Annotated in this window: 16 protein-coding genes and 3 pseudogenes; 2 read left to right on the top strand and 17 right to left on the bottom strand. The window is 39.2% G+C overall.

What is annotated here, in order from left to right; all coding sequences use genetic code 11:
• Positions 1–46 precede the first annotated feature (46 nt).
• From BHE89_RS11000 to trmJ, 12 genes and pseudogenes are all read right to left on the bottom strand, one after another.
• A pseudogene (locus tag BHE89_RS11000) lies at positions 47–5,135 on the bottom strand (alpha-2-macroglobulin family protein).
• 294 nt (positions 5,136–5,429) lie between these two features.
• Positions 5,430–5,855, bottom strand: a complete 426-nt coding sequence (locus BHE89_RS10995) for an enhanced serine sensitivity protein SseB C-terminal domain-containing protein (RefSeq protein WP_069367852.1) — start codon at positions 5,853–5,855, stop codon at positions 5,430–5,432.
• A 27-nt stretch (positions 5,856–5,882) separates the two neighbouring features.
• The gene (gene pepB / locus BHE89_RS10990; RefSeq protein ID WP_069367851.1) at positions 5,883–7,178 is read right to left on the bottom strand and encodes an aminopeptidase PepB; all 1,296 of its coding nucleotides are present in this window, start codon (positions 7,176–7,178) and stop codon (positions 5,883–5,885) included.
• 280 nt (positions 7,179–7,458) lie between these two features.
• Positions 7,459–7,653 (bottom strand): Fe-S cluster assembly protein IscX, encoded by a 195-nt coding sequence (iscX, locus tag BHE89_RS10985; protein ID WP_023581625.1) that lies wholly within the window; start codon positions 7,651–7,653, stop codon positions 7,459–7,461.
• A 15-nt stretch (positions 7,654–7,668) separates the two neighbouring features.
• Positions 7,669–8,004 carry an ISC system 2Fe-2S type ferredoxin gene (gene fdx, locus BHE89_RS10980; RefSeq protein ID WP_006533442.1) on the bottom strand — a complete coding sequence of 112 codons (336 nt, stop codon included), beginning with the start codon at positions 8,002–8,004 and terminating at the stop codon, positions 7,669–7,671.
• Between the two features lie 2 nt (positions 8,005–8,006).
• Positions 8,007–9,856, bottom strand: a pseudogene (hscA, locus tag BHE89_RS10975) (Fe-S protein assembly chaperone HscA).
• An 11-nt stretch (positions 9,857–9,867) separates the two neighbouring features.
• Entirely contained in the window at positions 9,868–10,389 is a 522-nt protein-coding gene (gene hscB / locus BHE89_RS10970) for a co-chaperone HscB (protein ID WP_069367849.1), read from the bottom strand.
• 48 nt (positions 10,390–10,437) lie between these two features.
• The gene (gene iscA, locus BHE89_RS10965; protein WP_006533446.1) at positions 10,438–10,761 is read right to left on the bottom strand and encodes an iron-sulfur cluster assembly protein IscA; all 324 of its coding nucleotides are present in this window, start codon (positions 10,759–10,761) and stop codon (positions 10,438–10,440) included.
• A gap of 89 nt (positions 10,762–10,850) precedes the next feature.
• Complete coding sequence (iscU, locus tag BHE89_RS10960; RefSeq protein WP_023581622.1) at positions 10,851–11,237, bottom strand: Fe-S cluster assembly scaffold IscU; 387 nt, start codon at positions 11,235–11,237, stop codon at positions 10,851–10,853.
• A gap of 24 nt (positions 11,238–11,261) precedes the next feature.
• A complete protein-coding gene (locus BHE89_RS10955; RefSeq protein WP_069367848.1) occupies positions 11,262–12,476 on the bottom strand; it encodes an IscS subfamily cysteine desulfurase in 1,215 nt (404 codons plus the stop codon).
• Positions 12,477–12,544: 68 nt separating this feature from the next.
• Positions 12,545–13,039, bottom strand: coding sequence for a Fe-S cluster assembly transcriptional regulator IscR (gene iscR / locus BHE89_RS10950; protein WP_006533450.1), 495 nt, complete (start codon positions 13,037–13,039; stop codon positions 12,545–12,547).
• A 131-nt stretch (positions 13,040–13,170) separates the two neighbouring features.
• Positions 13,171–13,899 carry a tRNA (cytosine(32)/uridine(32)-2'-O)-methyltransferase TrmJ gene (gene trmJ / locus BHE89_RS10945; protein ID WP_069367847.1) on the bottom strand — a complete coding sequence of 243 codons (729 nt, stop codon included), beginning with the start codon at positions 13,897–13,899 and terminating at the stop codon, positions 13,171–13,173.
• Between the two features lie 124 nt (positions 13,900–14,023).
• Between trmJ and suhB the strand changes: the two genes are divergently transcribed.
• Positions 14,024–14,827: an inositol-1-monophosphatase gene (gene suhB, locus BHE89_RS10940; RefSeq protein WP_069367846.1), complete on the top strand. Its 804-nt coding sequence runs from the start codon at positions 14,024–14,026 to the stop codon at positions 14,825–14,827.
• A 65-nt stretch (positions 14,828–14,892) separates the two neighbouring features.
• On the opposite strand, the gene BHE89_RS10935 is transcribed toward suhB, so the two are convergent.
• From BHE89_RS10935 to glyA, 4 genes are all read right to left on the bottom strand, one after another.
• Positions 14,893–15,564 (bottom strand): CerR family C-terminal domain-containing protein, encoded by a 672-nt coding sequence (locus tag BHE89_RS10935; RefSeq protein WP_069367845.1) that lies wholly within the window; start codon positions 15,562–15,564, stop codon positions 14,893–14,895.
• Between the two features lie 26 nt (positions 15,565–15,590).
• Positions 15,591–16,859 carry a M24 family metallopeptidase gene (locus BHE89_RS10930; protein ID WP_069368028.1) on the bottom strand — a complete coding sequence of 423 codons (1,269 nt, stop codon included), beginning with the start codon at positions 16,857–16,859 and terminating at the stop codon, positions 15,591–15,593.
• Positions 16,860–17,023: 164 nt separating this feature from the next.
• Positions 17,024–18,178: a 3-phenylpropionate MFS transporter gene (locus tag BHE89_RS10925; protein WP_069367844.1), complete on the bottom strand. Its 1,155-nt coding sequence runs from the start codon at positions 18,176–18,178 to the stop codon at positions 17,024–17,026.
• A 92-nt stretch (positions 18,179–18,270) separates the two neighbouring features.
• Positions 18,271–19,524, bottom strand: a complete 1,254-nt coding sequence (gene glyA / locus BHE89_RS10920) for a serine hydroxymethyltransferase (RefSeq protein WP_069367843.1) — start codon at positions 19,522–19,524, stop codon at positions 18,271–18,273.
• Positions 19,525–19,893: 369 nt separating this feature from the next.
• Here glyA and hmpA point away from each other — a divergent pair, with 369 nt between their 5' ends.
• Entirely contained in the window at positions 19,894–21,093 is a 1,200-nt protein-coding gene (gene hmpA, locus BHE89_RS10915; RefSeq protein ID WP_069367842.1) for an NO-inducible flavohemoprotein, read from the top strand.
• A 112-nt stretch (positions 21,094–21,205) separates the two neighbouring features.
• Here the strand turns inward: hmpA and BHE89_RS10910 are convergent.
• A pseudogene (locus BHE89_RS10910) lies at positions 21,206–21,823 on the bottom strand (hypothetical protein); the annotation flags it as partial.
• Between the last annotated feature and the right edge of the window lie 133 nt (positions 21,824–21,956).

Genomic DNA, 21,956 nt, shown 5'->3' with positions numbered 1-21,956 from the left:
AATCACTCAAAGGAAAAAGCCCTTTCCGAAGAAAGGGCTACAAGATTTAAGGAACAACATCAATCTTGGTTTCTGTTGAACCTATTGCACGCCAATAAGGCACATACATAGATTCAACTTGTGGTGGTGGCACTTGATAACTACCCGGTGTGACCGCTCTTGCTAAGTAGAGCAATGTCGTTGGACGATATTTATCAACAGAGATAGCGGCAACAAAGCGATCATCACGATATTCGAGATGTTTGATATTTGCTTGTCCCATATCGTCGATAAATTCCTGCAAGTCTGCCGCACTATCACTTAAGCTTGCACTACTTGATGCTAAGTTTTGATTTTCGATTTCAAGACCCGCGGGTAATAAATCAACAACTAATGCATCAGGTACGTCTCTATCCGCAGAAACTTCCAGTTTAACCACCAGCATTTCACCACTTTGTAAGCGATTAGGATGGACGCGATTTCCTTTCAAATCATAATAGCTACGATGAACATTTAGTACATTACTATAAGGAGCTGGAGCAACTTTCGGATAGCCCACGATATTCATACGAGAATAAATCGCCGCACCACCACGATTATTTAGCTCTAACCCTTCTTGTAATTGTGCGGCTGTTAATGTCTCATTGACTGCACGATCGCTACTGATTGCAGGGACTTGACGATTAACAGCAACTTCCCAAGGCTGTTCTGCCATATTAATAAAGAAGCGCCCAGCAAGGTATAACGAGTTACTTTCTTGGGTTGAGAACCATTCACGGCTCGTTAAGTTATCAGATAGTGTCATCACGCTTGCATCACGAGATTGTGTTTCAAGGTTATTTTCACTTAACAATGCAATAATTAATGCTTGGTCACGAATGGTGCTACCATAGTCACCTAATCCATAATTATATTTTCGTGTTGTTGTCACCCCTTCAGCAATCAAGCTTTCAGCACGACTACTATCACCCATCAGTTTTAACGCGATACCTAACTGGACTAACGCTAATCCACTTCCTGCTTGATTACGCTCAAGATAGAGGCGACGTAATTCACCTAAAGGTGCTTTTTGCTGATTCGCTAGGACTAATGCAGCATAAGCCCTTGCTGAGAAACGTGCCGCATCTTGATTAACTGCATATTCATAGTTAACTAAATTTTTATCTTGTAAATAACGTAATAAACGATCATTCGCACGTTTTAATGAATCTGCGGGAACTGAATAACCTTGTTGTGAAGCACGGAATAAGAAGTCAGTCGCATAAGCGGTTAACCAATATTCTTCACGCCCCCCTTGATCCCATAAAGAAAATCCACCTTCTGATTTTTGCATCGTTAGCAGATGAGCAATACCTTTATCAATAGCCGCTTTTCTATCAGCGTCAGTTTGCGTTTTAATTCCCAACTGTTTCAGCTCTTTTTCTGTTGAATACAGTGAAGGATAAAGACCACTAACTGTTTGTTCTAAGCAACCATAAGGGTAAGCAAATAGCTCTCTAACATAACGCGCCACTTGTAACGGAGGACGGCTTGTCAGTAATAATTCACCTTCAAGCGTTGAGTTATTAAAGCGGCTTAAACTTTCTGATGGCAAGCGCCAAGTGTCACCATCTTGCAATGTACTTGCATAATGAAGTGTTTCCGCCGGGAATGCAGGACGAACACCTATATTCCATGTGTTGTGGTAAGGTTTAATCTCTTCACCGGGTACTTTTATACCATAAATAGACAGTGAAAATTCACCTTGACCAAAACCATGTTTGGCTTTTACTGGAATTTGAATTTGAGTGCGTTCACCTTTCGCTAGCGAGACAGTTTTACTTTCAGCGCCATTTAATCCAACTAAACCTGAAGCGGTATAATTCAAGGTGATAGATTGCGCATCATCTGTCAGATTGGTTAAATCCAACGATAAAAGTGCATTATCACCACCAGCCATAAAGCGAGGTAATGAAAGCTGGGTGACTAAAGGTGCAGCAATAACAACCTTACCTTCTTGACTACCAAATTTATCCGCAGTCCAAGCTTGAGCCATTAAACGGACTTCACCATTAAACTCAGGAATAGGTAAAGAAACTTCACCTTCACCTTGCGCATTTAATTCTACGGGAGCCGTTTGTTGAGCGATGATTTGCACATCAGTTAATGGTTTTTTCCCTCCACGAGATAATGCAGCGGCCTCACCACCATCACCACCAAAGCGTAAGTTAGCTAAACGCCCTTGCCCTTCAATTAATTGTCCATAAACATCATATTGGTCGACACTGTAACGTTTACGACCAAAGAAGGCATCGTAAGGATCAGGGGTTTTATACTCTGTGATATTCAATACCCCAGTATCAACCGCAGAAATCAACACATTAATATTTTCAGGTAATGGCTGACCTGCAACAGGATTCGCTTTAATGCGGATTTTTAAATCTTGGTTAGGGCGAATTTTTTCAGGAGCGTCAAGTGAAATATCAATACGACGGTTTTTATCCTGTAATGGTAAATGCAAAATACCCACAGCGCGTTTTACTGTTGCTTGTTTTGAAGTATCTCCTGGCCTTACCACAACAGAAGTCAGATAGAGATCGTGTCTTGCCCACTCTTTATTAATAGGCACTTCAACATCAAGCCCTTTTTCTGGCACATCAATTTCCTGCCACCATAAAGGCCCATTACTTGACTCCAGTAATACATAACCTTTACCTGGATGAGGCGCAACAATATTTAACTTAACTTTTTCACCTGGTAAATATCCTTCTTTATCCAGTTTCAATTTAACTTGATCGGGTCGTACCGCGCCGGATCCCCCCGTGTTATCCATCCAAGAATAACCCGCCCAGAAACGTAGGCTACTGACTAATTCTGTTTTAGGATCGACAACTTCAATACGATAAGAGCCCCACTCAACAGGGAATGCCACTTTTGCGGTACCATCTTTCGCAATATTGATTGTTTGCTCATCCATTTGCAGATCTTTTTCGTTATAGCCAGATTCCCAGCCATTCGAGCTAGACCAACGCCAGTAATAATCATGACGTTCATAGATAAACTTCACTTTAAGATCATTAGCAGGTAGTTTTTTACCGTCTTGGTCTGTATAGACAATTTCAAATTCAGCCATTGAGTTTTCATCAACGCTATAACCTGACTTATATTTGTCTGCACGGTAATCGTAGACTTCTTTTTTAGGGAAGACAGGACGGATCCCCGCAAGATGAGTCGCAGGCCAAACAGCTTGTTGATAGCGACGCGTTACTGGACGTCCGCCTGCTTCAAGTAAACTTGCTTGTAGAATAATGTTGATCGGTGATTTCAGCTCTTCATAGCGTTCACTATCAACATTTACTCCCCCCTCTCCATCAGCGTCTAAATTAAGTTCAAACTCATCCAATAGACGGCTGAAGTTTTCATCTTTTACAGCACCAAATTCATAGCCGGGTAATTTACTGACCGCTTCACGAGAGGCTTTTAAGAAGATTTGCCCTTGTAAGCGATTATCGGCAGCAGGAGCACCATAAAGATAGCGACCTTTAATATCAAAATAAGCGTCATTACCGCTTAATATAATTCCTTTCTTACCCGTAATGTCTAATGCCATACGTTCTGGCATAAAATCTTCGACCTGAAACTCATAGAAACGAGGAGTACCATCCCCTACATCAAAACGTAAGGTACGCGTACCCGTATTTTCATCTTCAGGAATAACTAATTTTAATTGGTAAAGACCCTTTTCAGGTTGCCAAACAAAACTACGAGAAACTTGCCCGTCTGTTTTCAGTAGATCGACTTTAACAGGTTGTTCTTTAATGGGATTACCATCACCGTCACGTAGCAATGCATTAACGATTAATGTTTCACCAGGACGATAAAGATCACGAGGGCCGAAAACAAAAAAATTGTTTGCTATAACCTTGTGGACCACCAATATCAAATTCAGAAAGATCAAGCGCAGGTTTACGCAAGTCAATCATACTGGTTTGTCCATCACGAATAGCCATTAATAAACGTGCTTTATCACTTTTATCAAGAGTGGCATGCCCTTGACTATCTGTTTGAGCTTTAGATATTAGGCCACCTTTTTCATCTAATAGGCGAATTTCTACTTTATCTAATGCAGAACCATTTTTAAGTGATTGGGTAAAGATATCTAATGTATCAAGATAGCTGTGCATTGACAGTCCGATATCACTAAATGTAAATACCGTTGCAGGTACTGTATAAGAGTATTTACCTGCTTGTTGCATAACCGCAATGTAAGCCCCCTCTTTTTTCAGGGCATCTATTGATTTCAGCGGTAACAATACGTTTTCACGGGTATTCGTTTCTGTATTTAATTCAAAGCGACCGGTATAAACCAGATCAGCCTGAGATAAAAATTCATCTGATTCCCAATAGTTAATATTGGAACGGCTTTCCCATTGTGTTAGGAATTGAGCTAATTGCTCATCTTTAACACGGAAAAAATTTACATCAACTTGTTCCACGTTTAATGCAGTAATCGGTAAGCCTTCAGCAGCTTCAAGTGGCAGTAACGATCCTTTACTGGTGAAACCAACAGATGGGAAAATTTCTTCTGTTGTTAATTTTTGGCTAAAAGGTGTCGTTAATGTACGTTCATTAATACCTTTTATTTTTTCATCAATCGTTAAATTTAATTCTGTTGATGGTGGTAAATGACGGAAACGCAATTCCATTAAATTGTCAGATAACTCCCACGCACCTTCTAATTTCCCTTTTTTGGTATCAACAAGGTGAATAACATCATCAAAATTTTGGTCAGGATCAAGTGGTACAGAGAACGTCACAACCATTGTGCTTGCACCATCACGCTGTAATTCTGACGCATCTAATACGGTGACTTCTTTTCCAGCAAAACGCATTGCCAACGCATCACGAACTTCTTTGCTTTTTAGTGCAGTTTCGTTATTTGTTTTTGTTGTAACTGCTGATTTTTCGCTTGTTTGAGTTGCTGTATCTGATGTGCGCTGAGCAGCCCCTTTTTGCTCTGTCACTTGTGTATTTTGTGTCTTATCCGCAGATGATGTATTTTCATCCGCTTTATCATCACAGCCTGTAAGAGCCAATGCTGATGCCAATACAACCGCCAGAGAGCGCCAACGATAGCCTCTCTTTTCCGTATATTGTCTAAATTGGTTTTGGTTCATATCCATTTCCTTTAATTCAACCCCTGAATAATGCGATGTTTTATGCAGGCAGAGATAATATATGTATTTCTCTATTCTAATAAGATAAAAAATAACTCGATAAGCCATTTTTTATCGCGTAAAACGAAATCAATTACGACACGAAGTCGCCTTATTTTTATTTTAAAAATAAAGCCTATCTAAAACAAAACGTTATATAAAAATGCAAACGATTTGCTAATTGAGTCAATTTTCTATTATAGGATAAAAAAAAGCGATATCTGATGAGATACCGCCTAAATTTAGAGGGCTGAACTAATAATCCAAATTCACTATCGGGATCCCTTTTCTTAAGAATCCCCCAAGTTTGCGTTGATAAAATGGTGATACGTGGTGGATCATAAAATGAGCCACACCTTTTTCATCTTTATTTACAAAGCAAAAATCCAGAGATTGTCCTTCTTCTAAATATTCAAATGCCGATTCAGCAGCTTGTGGGAGTATCTGTGCAATCACATCTTCTTCACCCGTTATTTCTAAACCAACAAGATAAAATGACTCTTCATTATCTTGTTCCTGAGCATTAACAATAAAGGCACGGCGGATCGGTTTATGTTCACCAAAAAACTCGCTAAGTGCGGTTGTTAATTTTTCAGGTTGTGGCTCAAGAACGCTTAACGTTAGAGAAGAACCTTCAACAGAAACAATTTCTTGTGTCTCAAATTGTTCAGATACACCCATGACAAACTCCAAATCAAATAACGTTTATTATTTTGCTTTTGCTAATAACAGATTCGCGATAGAACGCACACCGTAACCCGTAGCACCTGCCGCCCATTGTTCTACAGAAGATTTTCTGTACGTTGCTGAACAGTCGATATGTACCCAACCTTTTTTGTAGTCAGTGACAAAGTGCGATAAGAATGCAGCCGCAGTACTTGCCCCCGCAGTATGGGAAGGTGCTGCAATATTATTTAAATCAGCAAAGCTAGAAGGTAATTGGCTACGATGGAAATCCGCTAATGGTAGACGCCAGAACAATTCATTTTCTTGTTCAGCACTAGTTAGTAGCTCTGCGGCTAATTTATCATCAAAGCTCAATACAGAGTGATAATCATTACCTACTGCAACTTTAGCAGCACCCGTTAATGTTGCTGCATCGATAATCAGTTCAGGTGCAATATTGCTTGCATCAATTAAACCATCCGCTAAAACTAAACGACCTTCAGCATCTGTATTCATGATTTCAACTGACTTGCCATTACGGTAACGAATGATATCACCTAATTTGAAGGCATTGCCGCTAACCATATTATCTGCGATACAAAGCAGTAGTTTTACGCGTTTATTTAAACCACGAGTAATCGCTAATGCTAAAGCGCCTGCTAATGTTGCTGCCCCCCCCATATCCGCTTTCATTGAATTCATAGATGACGAAGGTTTGATGCTATAACCACCTGAGTCAAAAGTAATACCTTTACCAACTAAACAAGCAAATACAGGAGCATTACTATCTTTTGTTGGATTAAAATCTAACGATAAGTAGACAGGATCACGAGAAGAACCTCGTCCTACGGTATAGATACCAGCATAGTTTTGATCGCGCAGATCAGTACCTTTGGTGATCTTATAGCTAATATCTTCTTTATCAAGACCACAGAAAAGATCAACCGTACGTTGTGCAAGTTGCTCAGGCCCTAATTCTTCAGCGGGTGTATTGATAGTATCTCTAACCCAATCAACGATGCGAATACGTGATTCTAATTCGTGTTTATCTGCATCCTTTAATTGTGGCCATTCGATTGAGCGAGCGCCTTTAGGTGCTCTAAAACCTAACCAGAAAGCCCAGCTACGTTCTAAATCCCAGCCGTCACCAACAAGTGCAACATTACGAACTCCTTGACCATCAACTTTACGTCCACCACGCTGAATAGCGCCTAAACGGTTTTCTTCCGTTAAGTGGATTGTCATGCCGGTGTCGCTAGTGCTAATTAGTGCTTTTTCTCCCCAACATGCAGCAGCAGGTTCATTTGACAGCATGATAGGCATAATTTGTTTATTCATTTATTGTCTCACTTATTATTACTGATGGCAGTTAACCTACTCAGACTACCAGATATTTACCGTTTCGCGTGATCAATTTACTGCAAAAACCAAGAGGTCACCATTAACATCCCGTGATCTTTTGTATTTACATAATATTCCTCGAAGAAGGTCGCACAATAAAATCTCTAGACGTCACCCTTTATGGTTATTTTTAAATCACTGATAAAGTAAAATATGAAAGGTCATAATGCAAAAAGACTGGCGGTAAGCCAGTCTCTTAAATTTACGATGTTATCACTTATTCAAATTCATCAAGCCAAACAAGTAAAATAGCCTCAAGAATTTTTTCATTTGATTTTTGTGGATCATCATCAAAATCGTCTAAATCACAAATCCACTGATGCATATCAGTAAAGCGTACTGTTTTAGGATCAGTGTCAGGGTAAAGGTCAAATAACGCTTCCCCTATTTCACGCGTATCACTCCATTTCATGCTTGGCTCCTAAAATTAATGCTCTCTTGCGTGATTAATCGAATATTTAGGGATCTCAACAACTAAATCTTCGTCAGTCACTTTTGCTTGGCAACTTAAGCGACTTTCTGGCTCTAAACCCCATGCTTTATCTAACATATCGTCTTCAAGCTCAGAGCTCTCTTCTAGAGAATCAAAACCTTCACGCACGACACAATGGCACGTTGTACATGCACAAGACATTTCACAAGCATGTTCAATCTCAATGCCATTGCGTAATGCAACATCTAGAATAGACTCACCTTCTGTCGCGTCAACAACAGCCCCTTCAGGGCACAGCGTGCTATGGGGTAAAAATACAATTTTAGGCATAGTTATATCTCATCCACAGAATGACCTGCCAACGCTTGTCGAATAGATGAATCCATACGACGCGCTGCAAAATCCTGAGTTTGCTTATCCAGTAGTTTAATCGCGTTTTCAATAGCAACAGGATCTGTTCCTTCAACGCTCTCTATTAAGGTATCTACAACTTTGTCGATAGCCATTTTCTCATCTTCATTTAACAGATGAGCATCTTCTTCTAATGCTGCAGTTAAACTTTCTAACACGCGAGCTGCTTCGACTTTTTGCTCGGCTAAACGACGAGCTTGTAAATCTTCTTGGGCATTTTCCATCGAAGATTGGATCATCTTAGCGATTTCAGTATCGCTAAGACCATAAGAAGGTTTGACCTGTACGGAAGCTTCAACACCCGTTGATTTTTCCATCGCACTGACACTAAGTAAGCCATCAGCATCAACTTGGAATGTGACACGGATATGTGCGCCACCCGCAGCCATTGGTGGAATTCCACGCAGTGTAAAACGAGCAAGAGAGCGACAATCGCCGACCATTTCACGTTCACCTTGAACAACGTGAACACTCATTGCCGTTTGACCATCTTTAAATGTCGTAAATTCTTGCGCTCTAGCAACAGGAATAGTGGTATTGCGAGGGATTACTTTTTCAACTAATCCGCCCATTGTTTCAAGACCAAGAGAAAGTGGAATAACATCCAACAATAGCATTTCACTATCTGGTTTATTACCCACCAAAATATCAGCTTGGATTGAAGCGCCAATAGCAACCACTTTGTCTGGATCGATAGAGGTTAAAGGTTCACGTTTAAAATAATCACCCACCATTTGACGAACTAATGGCACACGCGTTGAACCGCCAACCATAACCACTTCTAAAACTTCATCTATTTCAACATCCGCATCTTTTAATGCGCGACGAACAGATAATAGTGTTCGCTTCACTAATGATTGAATTAATGATTCGAACTCAGCACGCGTGATCTCACCTTTCCATCCATTAATGTTGATATCCGCAACATCATTATCACTCAATGCAATTTTGGTTTCTGATGCAATATCCAGTAGTTGACGTTGTAATACAGCATCTTTTTGATATCCAAAACCGGCGCGTTCTCTTATCCAATCTGCCAGCATCATATCAAAATCATCGCCACCTAACGCAGTATCACCGCCAGTCGCTAAAACTTCAAAAACCCCTTTAGTTAAACGAAGAACTGAGATATCAAAAGTACCACCACCTAAATCATAAACAACGATGATACCTTCTTTTCCTGAATCAAGACCATAAGCAATAGCCGCTGCTGTTGGTTCGTTTAATAAACGTAAAACATGCAAACCAGCACGACGAGCCGCTTCTTTTGTACCTTGGCGTTGAGCATCATCAAAATAAGCAGGTACAGTAACAACAACACCATCAAGTTCTCCACCTAATGATTGTGTTGCACGCTCAGCCAATGTTTTTAAAATATCAGAAGAGACTTGAATAGGATCAACAATACCCGCAGCGGTTTTGATCAGCGGTAAACCATTTTCATTTCATGAAAATGATAAGGAAGGTTTGGATAACGGCTTGTCACATCACTCAGTGATCGACCCACCATTCTTTTAATTGAGCTTATCGTGTTAGCAGGATCTTTTTCTGCTTCTTTTTTAGCATTCCAGCCAACGTTGATATTATCAACTTGATACTGCACGACAGATGGCAATAAATAGCGACCTTCGCTGTCAGAAAGCGCTTCGGCTTGCCCACTACGCACAGTGGCAACTAATGAGTGTGTCGTACCTAAATCAATCCCCGCTGCACGTCGGCGCTGATGCGGTGCGGGTGTTTGACCTGGTTCACTAATTTGTAATAATGACATAACTATTTCCCTTAAAAACCATCAAACAAGCGTTCTTCAAGTTGCTCTACTTGCTCTTTTAATTTTGCGAGAAAACGTAATTTTCTCACATTATCTGCAGCAATATCCCAAGTTTGATTATCTAGCGTTTTGACCATTTCATCATGGCGTACTAGATACATTTTTTCTAAACGCTCAGAAAAATCAGCTAACAAACTTTCAGCTTCAGCACTGTGTTCAATGTTATCCAGCTCTTCACGTAATGTGAGTTGCTCCATTAAAAAAACAGTATCGTGCATCGTTTGTTGCTCATTAGCAATATCGATACCTTGTAATGAGAGCATATATTCAGCTCTTGAGAGTGGATTCTTTAAGGTTTGGTAAGCCTGATTGATGGTTGAAGCAAGTGAGATTGCTTGAGCCTGTTCTTTTTCAGACTGACCTGCAAAACGATCGGGGTGATATTGACGCTGCAAATCTTGATAACGTGTAGCAAGTTGCTGTTTATCAATATCAAAACGATTAGGCATGCCTAATAGTGTGAAATAGTCCATACATCTACTCTTGGATTAATTAACGTTAATACTGCGTTTTAATACTAATTACACAGTGAAGCTTTCACCACAACCACACTCATTCGATACATTTGGGTTGTTAAATTTGAAGCCTTCGTTTAATCCTTCTTTGACGAAATCAAGCTCCGTTCCATCTAAATAGACCATGCTTTTACCATCAACGATAACTTTCACACCTTTGTCTTCAAAAACAGTATCTTCGTCATTGATGACATCAGCAAACTCAAGAACATAAGCCATTCCAGAACAACCCGATGTTCTTACGCCTAACCGTAAACCTTCACCTTTTCCGCGGTTAGATAGGAAAGAGCGAACACGATTAGCGGCGGATTCTGTAAGGGAAATTGACATGGCACACCTCACTCATAAAGAACGAAAGCGGATACCGAAAAAAAGTTTCAGCATCCGCCAATATTTTATTTTTTTATTATAAAAGACAATTATTTGCCTTGGCGTTTGCTTTTATAGTCTGCAATCGCTGCTTTTATTGCATCTTCTGCAAGAATTGAACAGTGAATTTTCACTGGTGGTAATTCCAATTCTTCTGCAATTGCTGTGTTTTTAATAGATTCGGCTTCATCTAATGTTTTGCCTTTCATCCATTCTGTTACCAGTGAACTCGATGCAATTGCTGAACCACAACCATAAGTTTTAAAACGCGCATCTTCAATTACGCCATTATCGTCAACTTTGATTTGCAGTTTCATAACGTCACCACAAGCTGGTGCGCCAACCATACCACTCCCCACAGTAGGGTCATTATTATCAAATGATCCCACATTACGAGGGTTTTCATAATGATCAATTACTTTATCGCTATAAGCCATGATTTAACTCCTGAAAACGTCTGATTAATGGTGAGACCATTCGATACTGTTGATATCAACACCTTGTTTATGCATTTCCCAAAGTGGTGAAAGATCACGTAAGCGACCAATTGCACTGTGGATTTGTTCAATTGCATAATCTATTTCTTCTTCTGTGGTGAAACGTCCCAGAGAGAAGCGAATAGAACTGTGTGCAAGTTCATCTGTTAAACCTAAAGCACGCAGTACATAAGAAGGTTCTAAACTTGCTGAAGTACAGGCAGAACCTGAGGATACAGCAAGATCTTTCAGTGCCATCATTAATGATTCGCCTTCAACATAGTTGAAACTCACATTAAGAATATTTGGCGCGGTGTGTTCTAAAGAACCGTTGATATAAACTTCTTCGATATCTTTAATGCCATTCCATAAACGTAAACGTAATTCGTTTAAACGTTTTGTTTCATCAGCCATTTCTTCTTTCAAAATACGGTAAGCTTCACCCATACCTACAATTTGGTGAACGGCTAATGTACCTGAACGCATACCACGCTCATGTCCACCACCATGCATTTGTGCTTCTAAACGAATGCGTGGCTTACGACGAACATAAAGTGCACCAATCCCCATAGGACCGTAAACTTTATGCGCAGAAAGAGAAAGTAAATCAACTTTTAACTTAGAAAGATCAATCGGTAATTTACCCACGCTTTGGGTGGCGTCTACATGGTAAATAATACCTTTGCTACGGCATAATTCACCGATAGCTGCAATATCTTGAACAACACCAATTTCGTTATTTACATGCATAATAGAAACTAAAATAGTGTCTTCACGCATCGCTTCTTCAAGCTCTTTCAGGTCAATCAGACCATCATGTTTTGGTGCTAAATAAGTGACTTCAAAGCCTTCACGCTCAAGTTGACGACAAGTGTCTAAAATGGCTTTATGTTCAGTTTTCGAAGTGATGATGTGCTTACCTTTTTTCTGGTAAAAGTTAGCAACACCTTTTAGTGCGAGGTTATCAGCTTCAGTTGCGCCTGATGTGAATACAATTTCACGGGGATCTGCACCAATTAAATCAGCAATCTGATTACGTGCAATATCAATAGCTTCTTCTGCTTGCCAACCAAAACGGTGTGAACGAGAGGCTGGGTTACCAAAAATGCCATCAATAGTCAGGCATTGCATCATTTTTTCAGCAACTCGTGGATCAACAGGAGTGGTTGCTGAATAATCTAGATAAATGGGTAATTTCATTGCTCACTAACTCCAAAGACGACGGATCTTCTTTAATAATTTTGTTTTTGTCTACCTAGAGATCGCCGTTAAACTCGCATATTAACAATGGTTTCTTGTAAACGACCATTGATAGCATGGCGTTTTTCATTGTCTTGACGATCGGCGACATCCATAACCTCTTCGTTATTTACTAACTCTTCAAGGCTGATACTGCTTAGGAAACTGGTTATACGATCACTTAAATCACGCCACAAAGTATGAGTCAGGCAACGATCGCCACCTTGACAACCTTCTTTGTTACCCTGACAACGGGTAGCATCGACAGATTCATCAACCGCAGAAATAACTTGAGCAACAAAAATTTGCCCTGCGTCACGACCTAATAAATAGCCACCACCAGGACCACGAACACTTGCGACTAATTCGTTTTTGCGCAAACGTGAAAAAAGCTGCTCAAGATAAGAAAGGGAAATCCCTTGACGCTCTGAAATATCAGCGAGGGGGACAGGGCCTTGCTGTGAATGCAATGCAACATCAAGCATTGCAGTAACTGCGTAACGCCCTTTTGATGTCAGTCTCATAACAAATACTCCGTGGTGAACAATAATCAAATTGTGTCATTCCCGAGTAATTTAGTCAACTATTTATCCGAGTGTTTTAGTCAAGTATTATACTCAGCCGAAAGTTGACTAAAGTTAATCAACTTTGCCCTCTATTTCTTAGCCCATTTCTCAACTGACGTCAGGATACCACGTAAGATATGAAGCTCTTGTGTTTCTGGTCGCGCACGCGTAAATAGACGGCGTAAACGGCTCATTACTTGCCCCGGATGTTTAGGGCGAATAAAGCCAGATTCATTAAGCACCTGTTCTAAATGAACATAAAAACGTTCTATATCATCTGCTGGTGGATAATCAATCTCTGATGGGTTATTTTCCTCTTGTTTTTCTTCTTGGGCAAGTGCTGCCATACGAATTTCATAACTAACAAGCTGAACTGCCATCGCTAAATTTAAAGAGCCATATTCTGGATTAGTCGGAACATACAAATGAAAATCACATTTTTGTAATTCTTCATTAGTTAAACCTGTGCGTTCACGACCAAAAATAACAGCAACAGGCTTATTTTTAGCTTCCATAACACAACGCTCACCACATTCACGAGGCGCCAGCATTGGCCAAGAAAGTGTACGACTACGGGCACTTGTTCCTATGACTAAACCACAGCCTTCAATCGCTTCATCGATACTATTAACAATATGAGCATTGCCAATAACATCACTTGCACCTGCTGATAGCGCAATAGAATGTGAATCGGGTTTTTCTTTTGGGTTAACAAAATAAAGATTGGTTAATCCCATGGTTTTCATAGCTCGAGCTGCAGAGCCCATATTGCCTGTATGCGAGGTTTCTACAAGGATGATGCGAATATTTTCTAACATTGATTTCTTGTTAATTGCTTTGTGATCTATCTATTTTATCACAATTGTAGCCAGAAACACGAATGCCTGTTATACTCTGGCACGTTTTTTATCCTCGTTCTTTAACATCTTGTGGAAGATAACCATGCATCCGATGCTGAATATTGCCATACGTGCCGCACGTAAGGCTGGTAATTTAATCGCCAAAAATTACGAAAATCCTGAATCTGTAGAGACTAATCAGAAAGGTACCAATGATTTTGTCACTAACGTTGACCGTGACGCAGAAAAAATAATCATTGAAATCATCCGTAAATCTTATCCAAAACACACCATTATTACGGAAGAAAGTGGCGAGTTACTCGGTGAAGATCACGATATACAATGGGTTATTGATCCACTTGATGGCACCACTAACTTCATTAAACGTCTTCCACACTTCTCTGTTTCTATTGCTGTACGCATTAAAGGTCGTACTGAAGTTGCTGTTGTTTACGATCCTATGCGTAACGAATTATTCTCAGCCGTTCGTGGCCAAGGCGCACAATTAAATGGTTATCGTCTACGTGGCTCTAACGCTCGCGATTTAGATGGTGCTGTTCTTGCGACCGGTTTTCCATTTAAAAGTAAACAACATTCAGCCGCTTACATGAACATGTTAGGTAAACTGTTTGTACCTTGTGCTGATTTCCGTCGCACAGGTTCAGCAGCATTAGATTTAGCTTATGTTGCTGCAGGTCGTGTTGATGGTTTCTTTGAGATTGGCTTAAAACCTTGGGATTTCTTAGGTGGCGAATTAATCGCTCGTGAAGCAGGTGCTATCGTTTCTGACTTTACAGGTAACCACGGTTACCTACAAACAGGTAATATTGTTGCTGGTAACCCTCGTGTTGTCAGAGCATTATTAGCTGAGATTCGTAGCGAATTAACAGATGCATTAAAACGTTAATTTTATTGATACGAATTAAAATATAAAAGAAAAAGACCATCATATTATGGTCTTTTTTATTTTACTTACTCATCTATCGCGAATAGTGCGCTCACTGATAATTGGCTAATTTCGTGTGTGATATTCTCTAATAATTGTGGTGTTATTTCTTGTTTATCAATACGAAATAAAAATGCTTTTTTCGCGATCACAAACCCAAGTATTTGCCCAATGATCGCATGAGCACGGATAGTTGTAGTTAATGCCTTACTATTTTTATCGATTAATTTAATCAGATGGGATAGCCGTAAATGAAAAGGCTCAATAAAATTACGGTAAATTAACTCATAATTTTCAGTAGGCTCCAATTGCTCACGTAAAATCAACTGACTGTAATAATGACGCTCTGGTGCTAATAAAGCTTGTGTTAATCTTGAGACTAATAATGAAATCAGTGAGGCAAGTGATCCCCGATCTAACTTATTTTCTTTTAATAGAGACTGAAGCTTATTATCAAATTGGTCAAAATGAATTTCTGACGCTAATTCTGTCGCAATATATTGAATTACTGCGGTATAAACCCCCAGTTTCCCACCAAAATGATAAGGAATTGCTGATTGATTAACACCAGCATCCTGCGCAAGTTGTCTCGTTCTCAACCCACTTATTCCGTGTAATGCAAAAAGCTTAATACCTTCTTGTACTAACTTTTCTTGAGTCTGTTCTGTACTTATCACAGTTTTACTGGTGTTTTTCATTATTTATTAACTATTTATTATTAGGCTTATAAATCAGCCCGCATTAATTGTGTTGAGTTTGAATTTAACTCAATCCCATTACTTTTACCAACGACAACCGTACCACCTAAGTTACATAAATGATGACCGAAGCCACAGTTAGGTTCAAATGCAAATGTCATCCCTTCTTGTAATACAATTTCTCGTCCCGGATTTGGTAATCGTTCAATTTGTTTATAACGACTAGCCAATGGCAATGATTCAATACCCGGAGCAGTACCAAAGCCAATAGGCCCGTAAGGATTAATGCTATGGATAAGTGGATGTACATGCCATCCTCCTGATTTTAATAATGGTTTTTCCATTAAATCAACGACTTCACCAAAAGTAACACCCGCCTTTAAATGTTCAACACCTATTTGATAACATTCACGAGCAACCAAAGCGGCTTTTTCTAAATTCTCATGAATTTTACCCACGGCAACGGCAGCTTGGTGTTGTGTTTCATACATGCCATATAAAGCGAAGATTTCTGATAACACAATATCCCCCATTTGAATTTCACGAGGGGCTTGTGAACGATATTGCCAAGCTGGAGGCCCCCAACCGATGTATTCAGAACCTGAACCCATGAGAATTTCAGCCGTAAACCCACCTCTGGATAAACACGTCGCAGTAATAGCAGCAGCAAGATCGGCTTCTGTCGCTCCTGGTCTGGTTGTCACGCGCATAGCTTCACTCATTGCTTCACCAATGGTTGCCGCATATCTTATGTGAGCCAGTTCTTCTTCACTTTTGATCGATGCGCGTTTAAAGAAATCACGATAAACACAACTAAATTTAGCATAAGGAAATGCATCTTTAATACCGTTTAGAGTATTAAATGGCATTGCACCATCAAAGTAGAATGGAGGATAAGGCTCTAAACCAATCACACCAATATGTGCATTTTGTTGCACTCCCATTTCTTTCAACAATCGGGCAATATTACGCCCTGTTTTTCCTACAACAAGATTATCTTCATCAATCCACTGCAAATCACCGCGTAGTTTTGCTTGCATATGATCAGCGATCATCATTGGTGCAAAAGTAACGATAAGTGGTTTTTTATCTTCATGAAAAATAACGACCGCCCCGAGTCGATCATTTGTAAAATAGTGATCAATACAAAATGGTGCGGGTGCGGCAGATTCTCTATCACCATAGACAATCAATGTATCTAGCTGATTATCTTTCATAATATCTCGAGCTAACTGCCAGCGTCTGTCTCTTTCTTGTAAAGAAAAACTCGCTGGGATCTCCAATTTATTATTCATAATAGTACCTTTTAACATTCATTCATTTGAATGAATTAAATTTACCCCTAATATTTATGATAATCAATGATTCACTTGATCAAAAAATGCGCTTTTAAAGGAGAAAAAAAAAGATCTGCAATATCAAGGGATATTACAGATCTTAATTTTTATGAAATAAAAAATTAGGTATTTTGAGGCTGTACTTTGGGTCTGATAAACATAGCAGGGATCGTTAATGCGGCCATTAACCAGAAGATCAATGATTCTTGATTAGGTAGTTTTTCATACAACCAACCAGAGACAATGGTCATGATCGCAATACTGCCGCCCATCGCTAATGCTGAATACACTGCTTGTAGACGAATAATTTCGTGCTCTTGACGTGCACTAATAAAACGCATCGCAGCTAAATGGCACACTGTAAATGTACCACTATGTAATATCTGAACAATAATAAGCGCAGGTAATGCGGTAAAACTTCCCATTAATCCCCAACGCAACAGTCCAGCAAAAGCAGAAAGTAAGAGTAGATTTCTTGCACTCCAACGGCGGAATAAACGATGGCTCAGCATAAAAACAACCACTTCTGAAACCACACCTAATGACCAAAGATAGCCAATTGTTGCGGTATCATATCCCGCTTTTTCCCAATAAAGTGCACTAAAGCCATAATAAGCTGCGTGTGCACCTTGCAATAAAGAGACACATAGCAGAAAACGCCAAACGGGACCATCTGAAATGAGTTTTATAAAGGACACATTATTGTGTTCTGCTTTTTTCACTTTACCCTGTGGCATAACTTTAGGGCGTAGCATAGATGTCAGGAATAGTGCAAATGTACTGGCAATCAATCCATAAAGAATAATGGGATGTCCAAACGCATCAATTAAAATGCCTAACAATGATGAGCTAATAATAAAAGCGATTGAGCCCCAAACTCGGATTTTTCCATAATCAAAAGGAAACTGCTTTTGCCACGTTCCGGCTAGAGAATCCCCTAAAGGCACCATTGGTGAAAAGAAAACGTTAAACCCGGTCATCACAAAGAATAACCATGCCCAATGACTCCCCATCATAAATGCAACAGTAAAAAGTAATGAAAGAAAAGCGAATAATCTCAATGCAGTGATAAGTTTTGATGGATCCTTTACCGCAGGCGTTAAAATTAGGCTACCAACAAAACGTGCGGTTAAACCTACACCCAATAATAGACCTATCATTGCAGGATCGACACCCTCTCCTTTTAGCCATATGGACCAAAAAGGCAAAAAGATACCGTATGAAAAGAAATAGGTAAAATAATCTAAGGCAAGCCACAATGTTGATGGAATAACCATCCAATCCCCCATTTTTAAGATGCAAAAAAACCCGCCAAGAACAAGTTCTCGAAGCGGGCTTGTACAACGGGTTTTATTATATCGTTACAAACTTATGCGTAAACTGGAAATTTAGCGCAGATATCCAAGACTTTTTGTTTCACTTTCTCAATGTTCGCTTCATCATTGATATTATCAAGGACATCACACATCCAACCGGCTAATTCACGAGCTTCCGCTTCTTTAAAACCACGACGTGTAATTGCTGGAGAACCAATACGAACACCAGAAGTTACAAATGGGCTACGTGGATCATTTGGTACACTGTTTTTGTTAACAGTGATATTTGCACGACCCAGTGCAGCATCTGCGTCTTTACCTGTAATATCTTTATCAACTAAATCTAATAAAAACAGGTGGTTTTCAGTTCCGCCAGATACTACTTTATAACCGCGATCTAAGAAAACTTCTACCATTGCTTTCGAGTTTTTAGCAACTTGTTGCTGATAAACTTTAAATTCTGGTTCCATCGCTTCTTTTAATGCAACCGCTTTACCTGCAATAACATGCATTAAAGGGCCACCTTGAGAGCCTGGGAATACAGCAGAGTTCAGTTTTTTATAAAACTCTTCATCACCACCTTTAGCAAGAATAAGACCACCACGTGGACCTGCTAAAGTTTTGTGGGTTGTTGTTGTAACAACATGCGCATGAGGAACAGGGTTAGGATAAACACCCGCAGCAACCATACCTGCTACGTGTGCCATATCAACAAATAAGAATGCACCAATGCTGTCTGCAATTTCACGCATTTTAGCCCAATCAACCAGACCAGAATAAGCAGAGAACCCACCAATGATCATTTTTGGTTGATGTTTTTTAGCTTGAACAGCGATATCTTCGTAATCGATTTTACCTGATTCATCAATACCATAAGGTACGATATTATACAGTTTACCCGAGAAGTTAACGGGTGAACCATGAGTTAAGTGGCCGCCTTGCGCTAGGTTCATACCTAAAACAGTATCACCTGGTTTTAATAATGCCATATAGACAGCGGCATTCGCTTGAGAGCCTGAGTGAGGCTGTACGTTAGCATAATCTGCACCAAATAATGCTTTTGCACGATCGATAGCCAGTTGCTCTACAACATCCACATACTCACAACCACCGTAGTAACGTTTACCCGGATAGCCTTCAGCATATTTATTTGTCAGCTGAGATCCCTGCGCCTGCATAACACGAGGGCTGGTATAATTTTCAGAAGCAATAAGTTCGATGTGCTCTTCTTGACGAGTCACTTCACCTTCCATTGCATTCCATAATTCTGGATCGTAATCAGCAATATTCATTTCACGTTTTAACATTCACATCTCCTGACTCAGCTAACTTCACTAAAGACAAACTCCCATTTGGGAGAAAGAATGCCATACAGTGTAAACTCTTTTTTCTTCATTGAGATACCCCTTAATGAAAAAATACGCAATCGTTTGCCATCCAATTATAACAGTACATTATTACTTTTTAACAACCTCATTTTATCCTGCGCTTATTCCTCTTTTTGAGGCACATCTCGTCTTATTTTGCAAACCCCCACATCATTCTCTAAGAATTGAGATTTTTTGTTAAAAAAATAAAAAACAGAGATTTACAAAATAATCAAAAAAGAGATAAGTTGCATATAAAATGCAATTTATAAAAATTCACAATAAACTGAAAATTTTTCAGGAGCAATTATGTTAGATGCACAAACTATCACGACAATTAAATCAACAATTCCCCTCATTGCTAGAACAGGTCCTGCATTAACTGCCCATTTTTATGAGCGAATGTTTTCTCGCCATCCAGAGTTAAAAGACATTTTCACGATGAGTCATCAAAGCAGTGGTGCGCAACGTGAAGCCTTATTTAATGCGATATGTGCTTATGCAATGAACATTGAAAACTTAGCCACCATTTTGCCTGCTGTTGAAAAAATCGCACAAAAACACGCCAGTTTAAATATTCTTCCTGAACACTATCCCATCGTTGGTGAAAATTTATTAGCCACAATTGATGAGATGTTTAGTCCTGGACAAGAAGTACTCGACGCTTGGGGTGCGGCTTATCAAGTATTGGCTGATGTCTTTATCAAACGCGAAGAGCAAATTTATCAACAAAAAGAACAAGCAAACGGAGGTTGGAGAGGACTACGAAACTTTAAAGTTAAACATAAAGTAAAACAAAGTGATGTTATTACCAGTTTTGAATTAGAGCCCGAAGATGGACTTCCTGTGACTGCTTATCAAGCAGGGCAATATTTAAGTCTTTATATCCGTAATGAACATCTTGAAAACCAAGAAATACGTCAATATTCATTAACTCAATCTTCAAATAATAAAACCTATCGCATCGCAGTAAAACGCGAAGATCAAGGCATTTTATCCAATTTTCTTCATAACCATGTTCAAGAAGGTGATACTTTACAAGTCGCAGCACCAGGGGGAGATTTTTATTTAGATGTATCACCAACCACACCAGTCACCTTAATTTCAGCTGGAGTGGGTTTAACGCCAATGCTATCTATGTTACACACACTTTCAGCTCATCAAGCTAATATTAATTGGTTACATGCGGCTGAACATGGTGGTGTTCATGCGTTTAAAGATGAAGTTAATCAAATCGGCAATCAACTTTCGCACTATCAACAAGCAATATGGTATCGCACACCACGTTCTGAAGACGTGCAAAATACAGATTATCAATTCGAAGGCTTAATGACATTAAACCAAGTGGAAGATTGGTTAGTTATTCCTGATATGCATTTCTATTTTTGTGGTCCATTGCCTTTTATGCAATCTATTGCTAAGCAACTTATTGAATTAGGTATTCATAGTGAAAAACTTCATTATGAATGTTTTGGTCCTCATGCTGTTATTACACAAGATCAACAATAGAAATACCTTTATTAACGTTCAATTTTAAATTGAAGAAAAAAGCGCTGATAAAATTATATTTACTAGCGCTTTTATTGATTATTTTACTGCTTTTTATGATTGATATTTTATTTTCAATCGCAGTAGGAATAACATGATCTTTAGCAGAAAAACCATACCAAATAACACTCGCTAAACAGAGCGTATAACCAAATAATTCACTGCCCTCTTCCACCATATTTTTAACAGCACGGTTATAATCTTCGCCTAATAATTTATGCCAAAGTATTCCCATCCCAATAAACGAGAAAACAGTAAAATACATAATAGACCCGCGACTAACATTCCATGGCTCGGATGAGTAATAAAGTGAATTAAACCTTTTAACGTTCTCTTACCTTCTCTAATTGCAACTGCAATACAAATAAACGCCACCGTTAGCGCAAACCAAACCCAAGAACCATGTGCAATCTGATCAAATACACCGTCTAACTCACGAATTAAAATACACAAGAAAAAGCCCATAATAAGCGTGAACGCCCCCCCGTTGTTCACTTTCTTGGCACGCTTTAACAAAAAAGAATAAGCAGATAATCGCGACAATAATCTCTTGACCTAATTCAGTTACCGATGTTTCAGAAATACCATTATCAAACACCAAAATATCAAGAAAGATAAATCCCGTAGTGATAGCGATTAACACTGCTGCACATAAAAATAAAGCAAGACACTTTAATAAATAATTAAACACTTTTTTTGCCCATACCTTAATGATTTTTAATATTGATGATAATAACTTTCCTTAAAAGTTATTGAATAACATTTTGTGCCTTGAAGTTAACAAAAAATAGTAAAATAAATTGTTCAGTATCATCAATAGACTT

It is taken from the genome of Shigella sp. FC1967 (genome assembly GCF_001743005.1).
Classification (GTDB): domain Bacteria; phylum Pseudomonadota; class Gammaproteobacteria; order Enterobacterales; family Enterobacteriaceae; genus Proteus.
This window is presented reverse-complemented; position numbering and strand designations above follow the sequence as displayed.

Bases quoted from the DNA above. Each gene is read 5' to 3' on its own strand.
- hscB (WP_069367849.1), bottom strand. From the start codon at position 10,389: ATGGACTATTTCACACTATTAGGCATGCCTAATCGTTTTGATATTGAT.
- pepB (WP_069367851.1), bottom strand. From the start codon at position 7,178: ATGAATAAACAAATTATGCCTATCATGCTGTCAAATGAACCTGCTGCT.
- trmJ (WP_069367847.1), bottom strand. From the start codon at position 13,899: ATGTTAGAAAATATTCGCATCATCCTTGTAGAAACCTCGCATACAGGC.
- BHE89_RS10935 (WP_069367845.1), bottom strand. From the start codon at position 15,564: ATGAAAAACACCAGTAAAACTGTGATAAGTACAGAACAGACTCAAGAA.
- BHE89_RS10995 (WP_069367852.1), bottom strand. From the start codon at position 5,855: ATGGGTGTATCTGAACAATTTGAGACACAAGAAATTGTTTCTGTTGAA.
- suhB (WP_069367846.1), top strand. From the start codon at position 14,024: ATGCATCCGATGCTGAATATTGCCATACGTGCCGCACGTAAGGCTGGT.
- fdx (WP_006533442.1), bottom strand. From the start codon at position 8,004: ATGCCTAAAATTGTATTTTTACCCCATAGCACGCTGTGCCCTGAAGGG.
- glyA (WP_069367843.1), bottom strand. From the start codon at position 19,524: ATGTTAAAACGTGAAATGAATATTGCTGATTACGATCCAGAATTATGG.
- iscU (WP_023581622.1), bottom strand. From the start codon at position 11,237: ATGGCTTATAGCGATAAAGTAATTGATCATTATGAAAACCCTCGTAAT.
- hmpA (WP_069367842.1), top strand. From the start codon at position 19,894: ATGTTAGATGCACAAACTATCACGACAATTAAATCAACAATTCCCCTC.
- iscX (WP_023581625.1), bottom strand. From the start codon at position 7,653: ATGAAATGGAGTGATACGCGTGAAATAGGGGAAGCGTTATTTGACCTT.
- BHE89_RS10930 (WP_069368028.1), bottom strand. From the start codon at position 16,859: ATGAATAATAAATTGGAGATCCCAGCGAGTTTTTCTTTACAAGAAAGA.
- BHE89_RS10955 (WP_069367848.1), bottom strand. From the start codon at position 12,476: ATGAAATTACCCATTTATCTAGATTATTCAGCAACCACTCCTGTTGAT.
- iscR (WP_006533450.1), bottom strand. From the start codon at position 13,039: ATGAGACTGACATCAAAAGGGCGTTACGCAGTTACTGCAATGCTTGAT.
- BHE89_RS10925 (WP_069367844.1), bottom strand. From the start codon at position 18,178: ATGGTTATTCCATCAACATTGTGGCTTGCCTTAGATTATTTTACCTAT.
- iscA (WP_006533446.1), bottom strand. From the start codon at position 10,761: ATGTCAATTTCCCTTACAGAATCCGCCGCTAATCGTGTTCGCTCTTTC.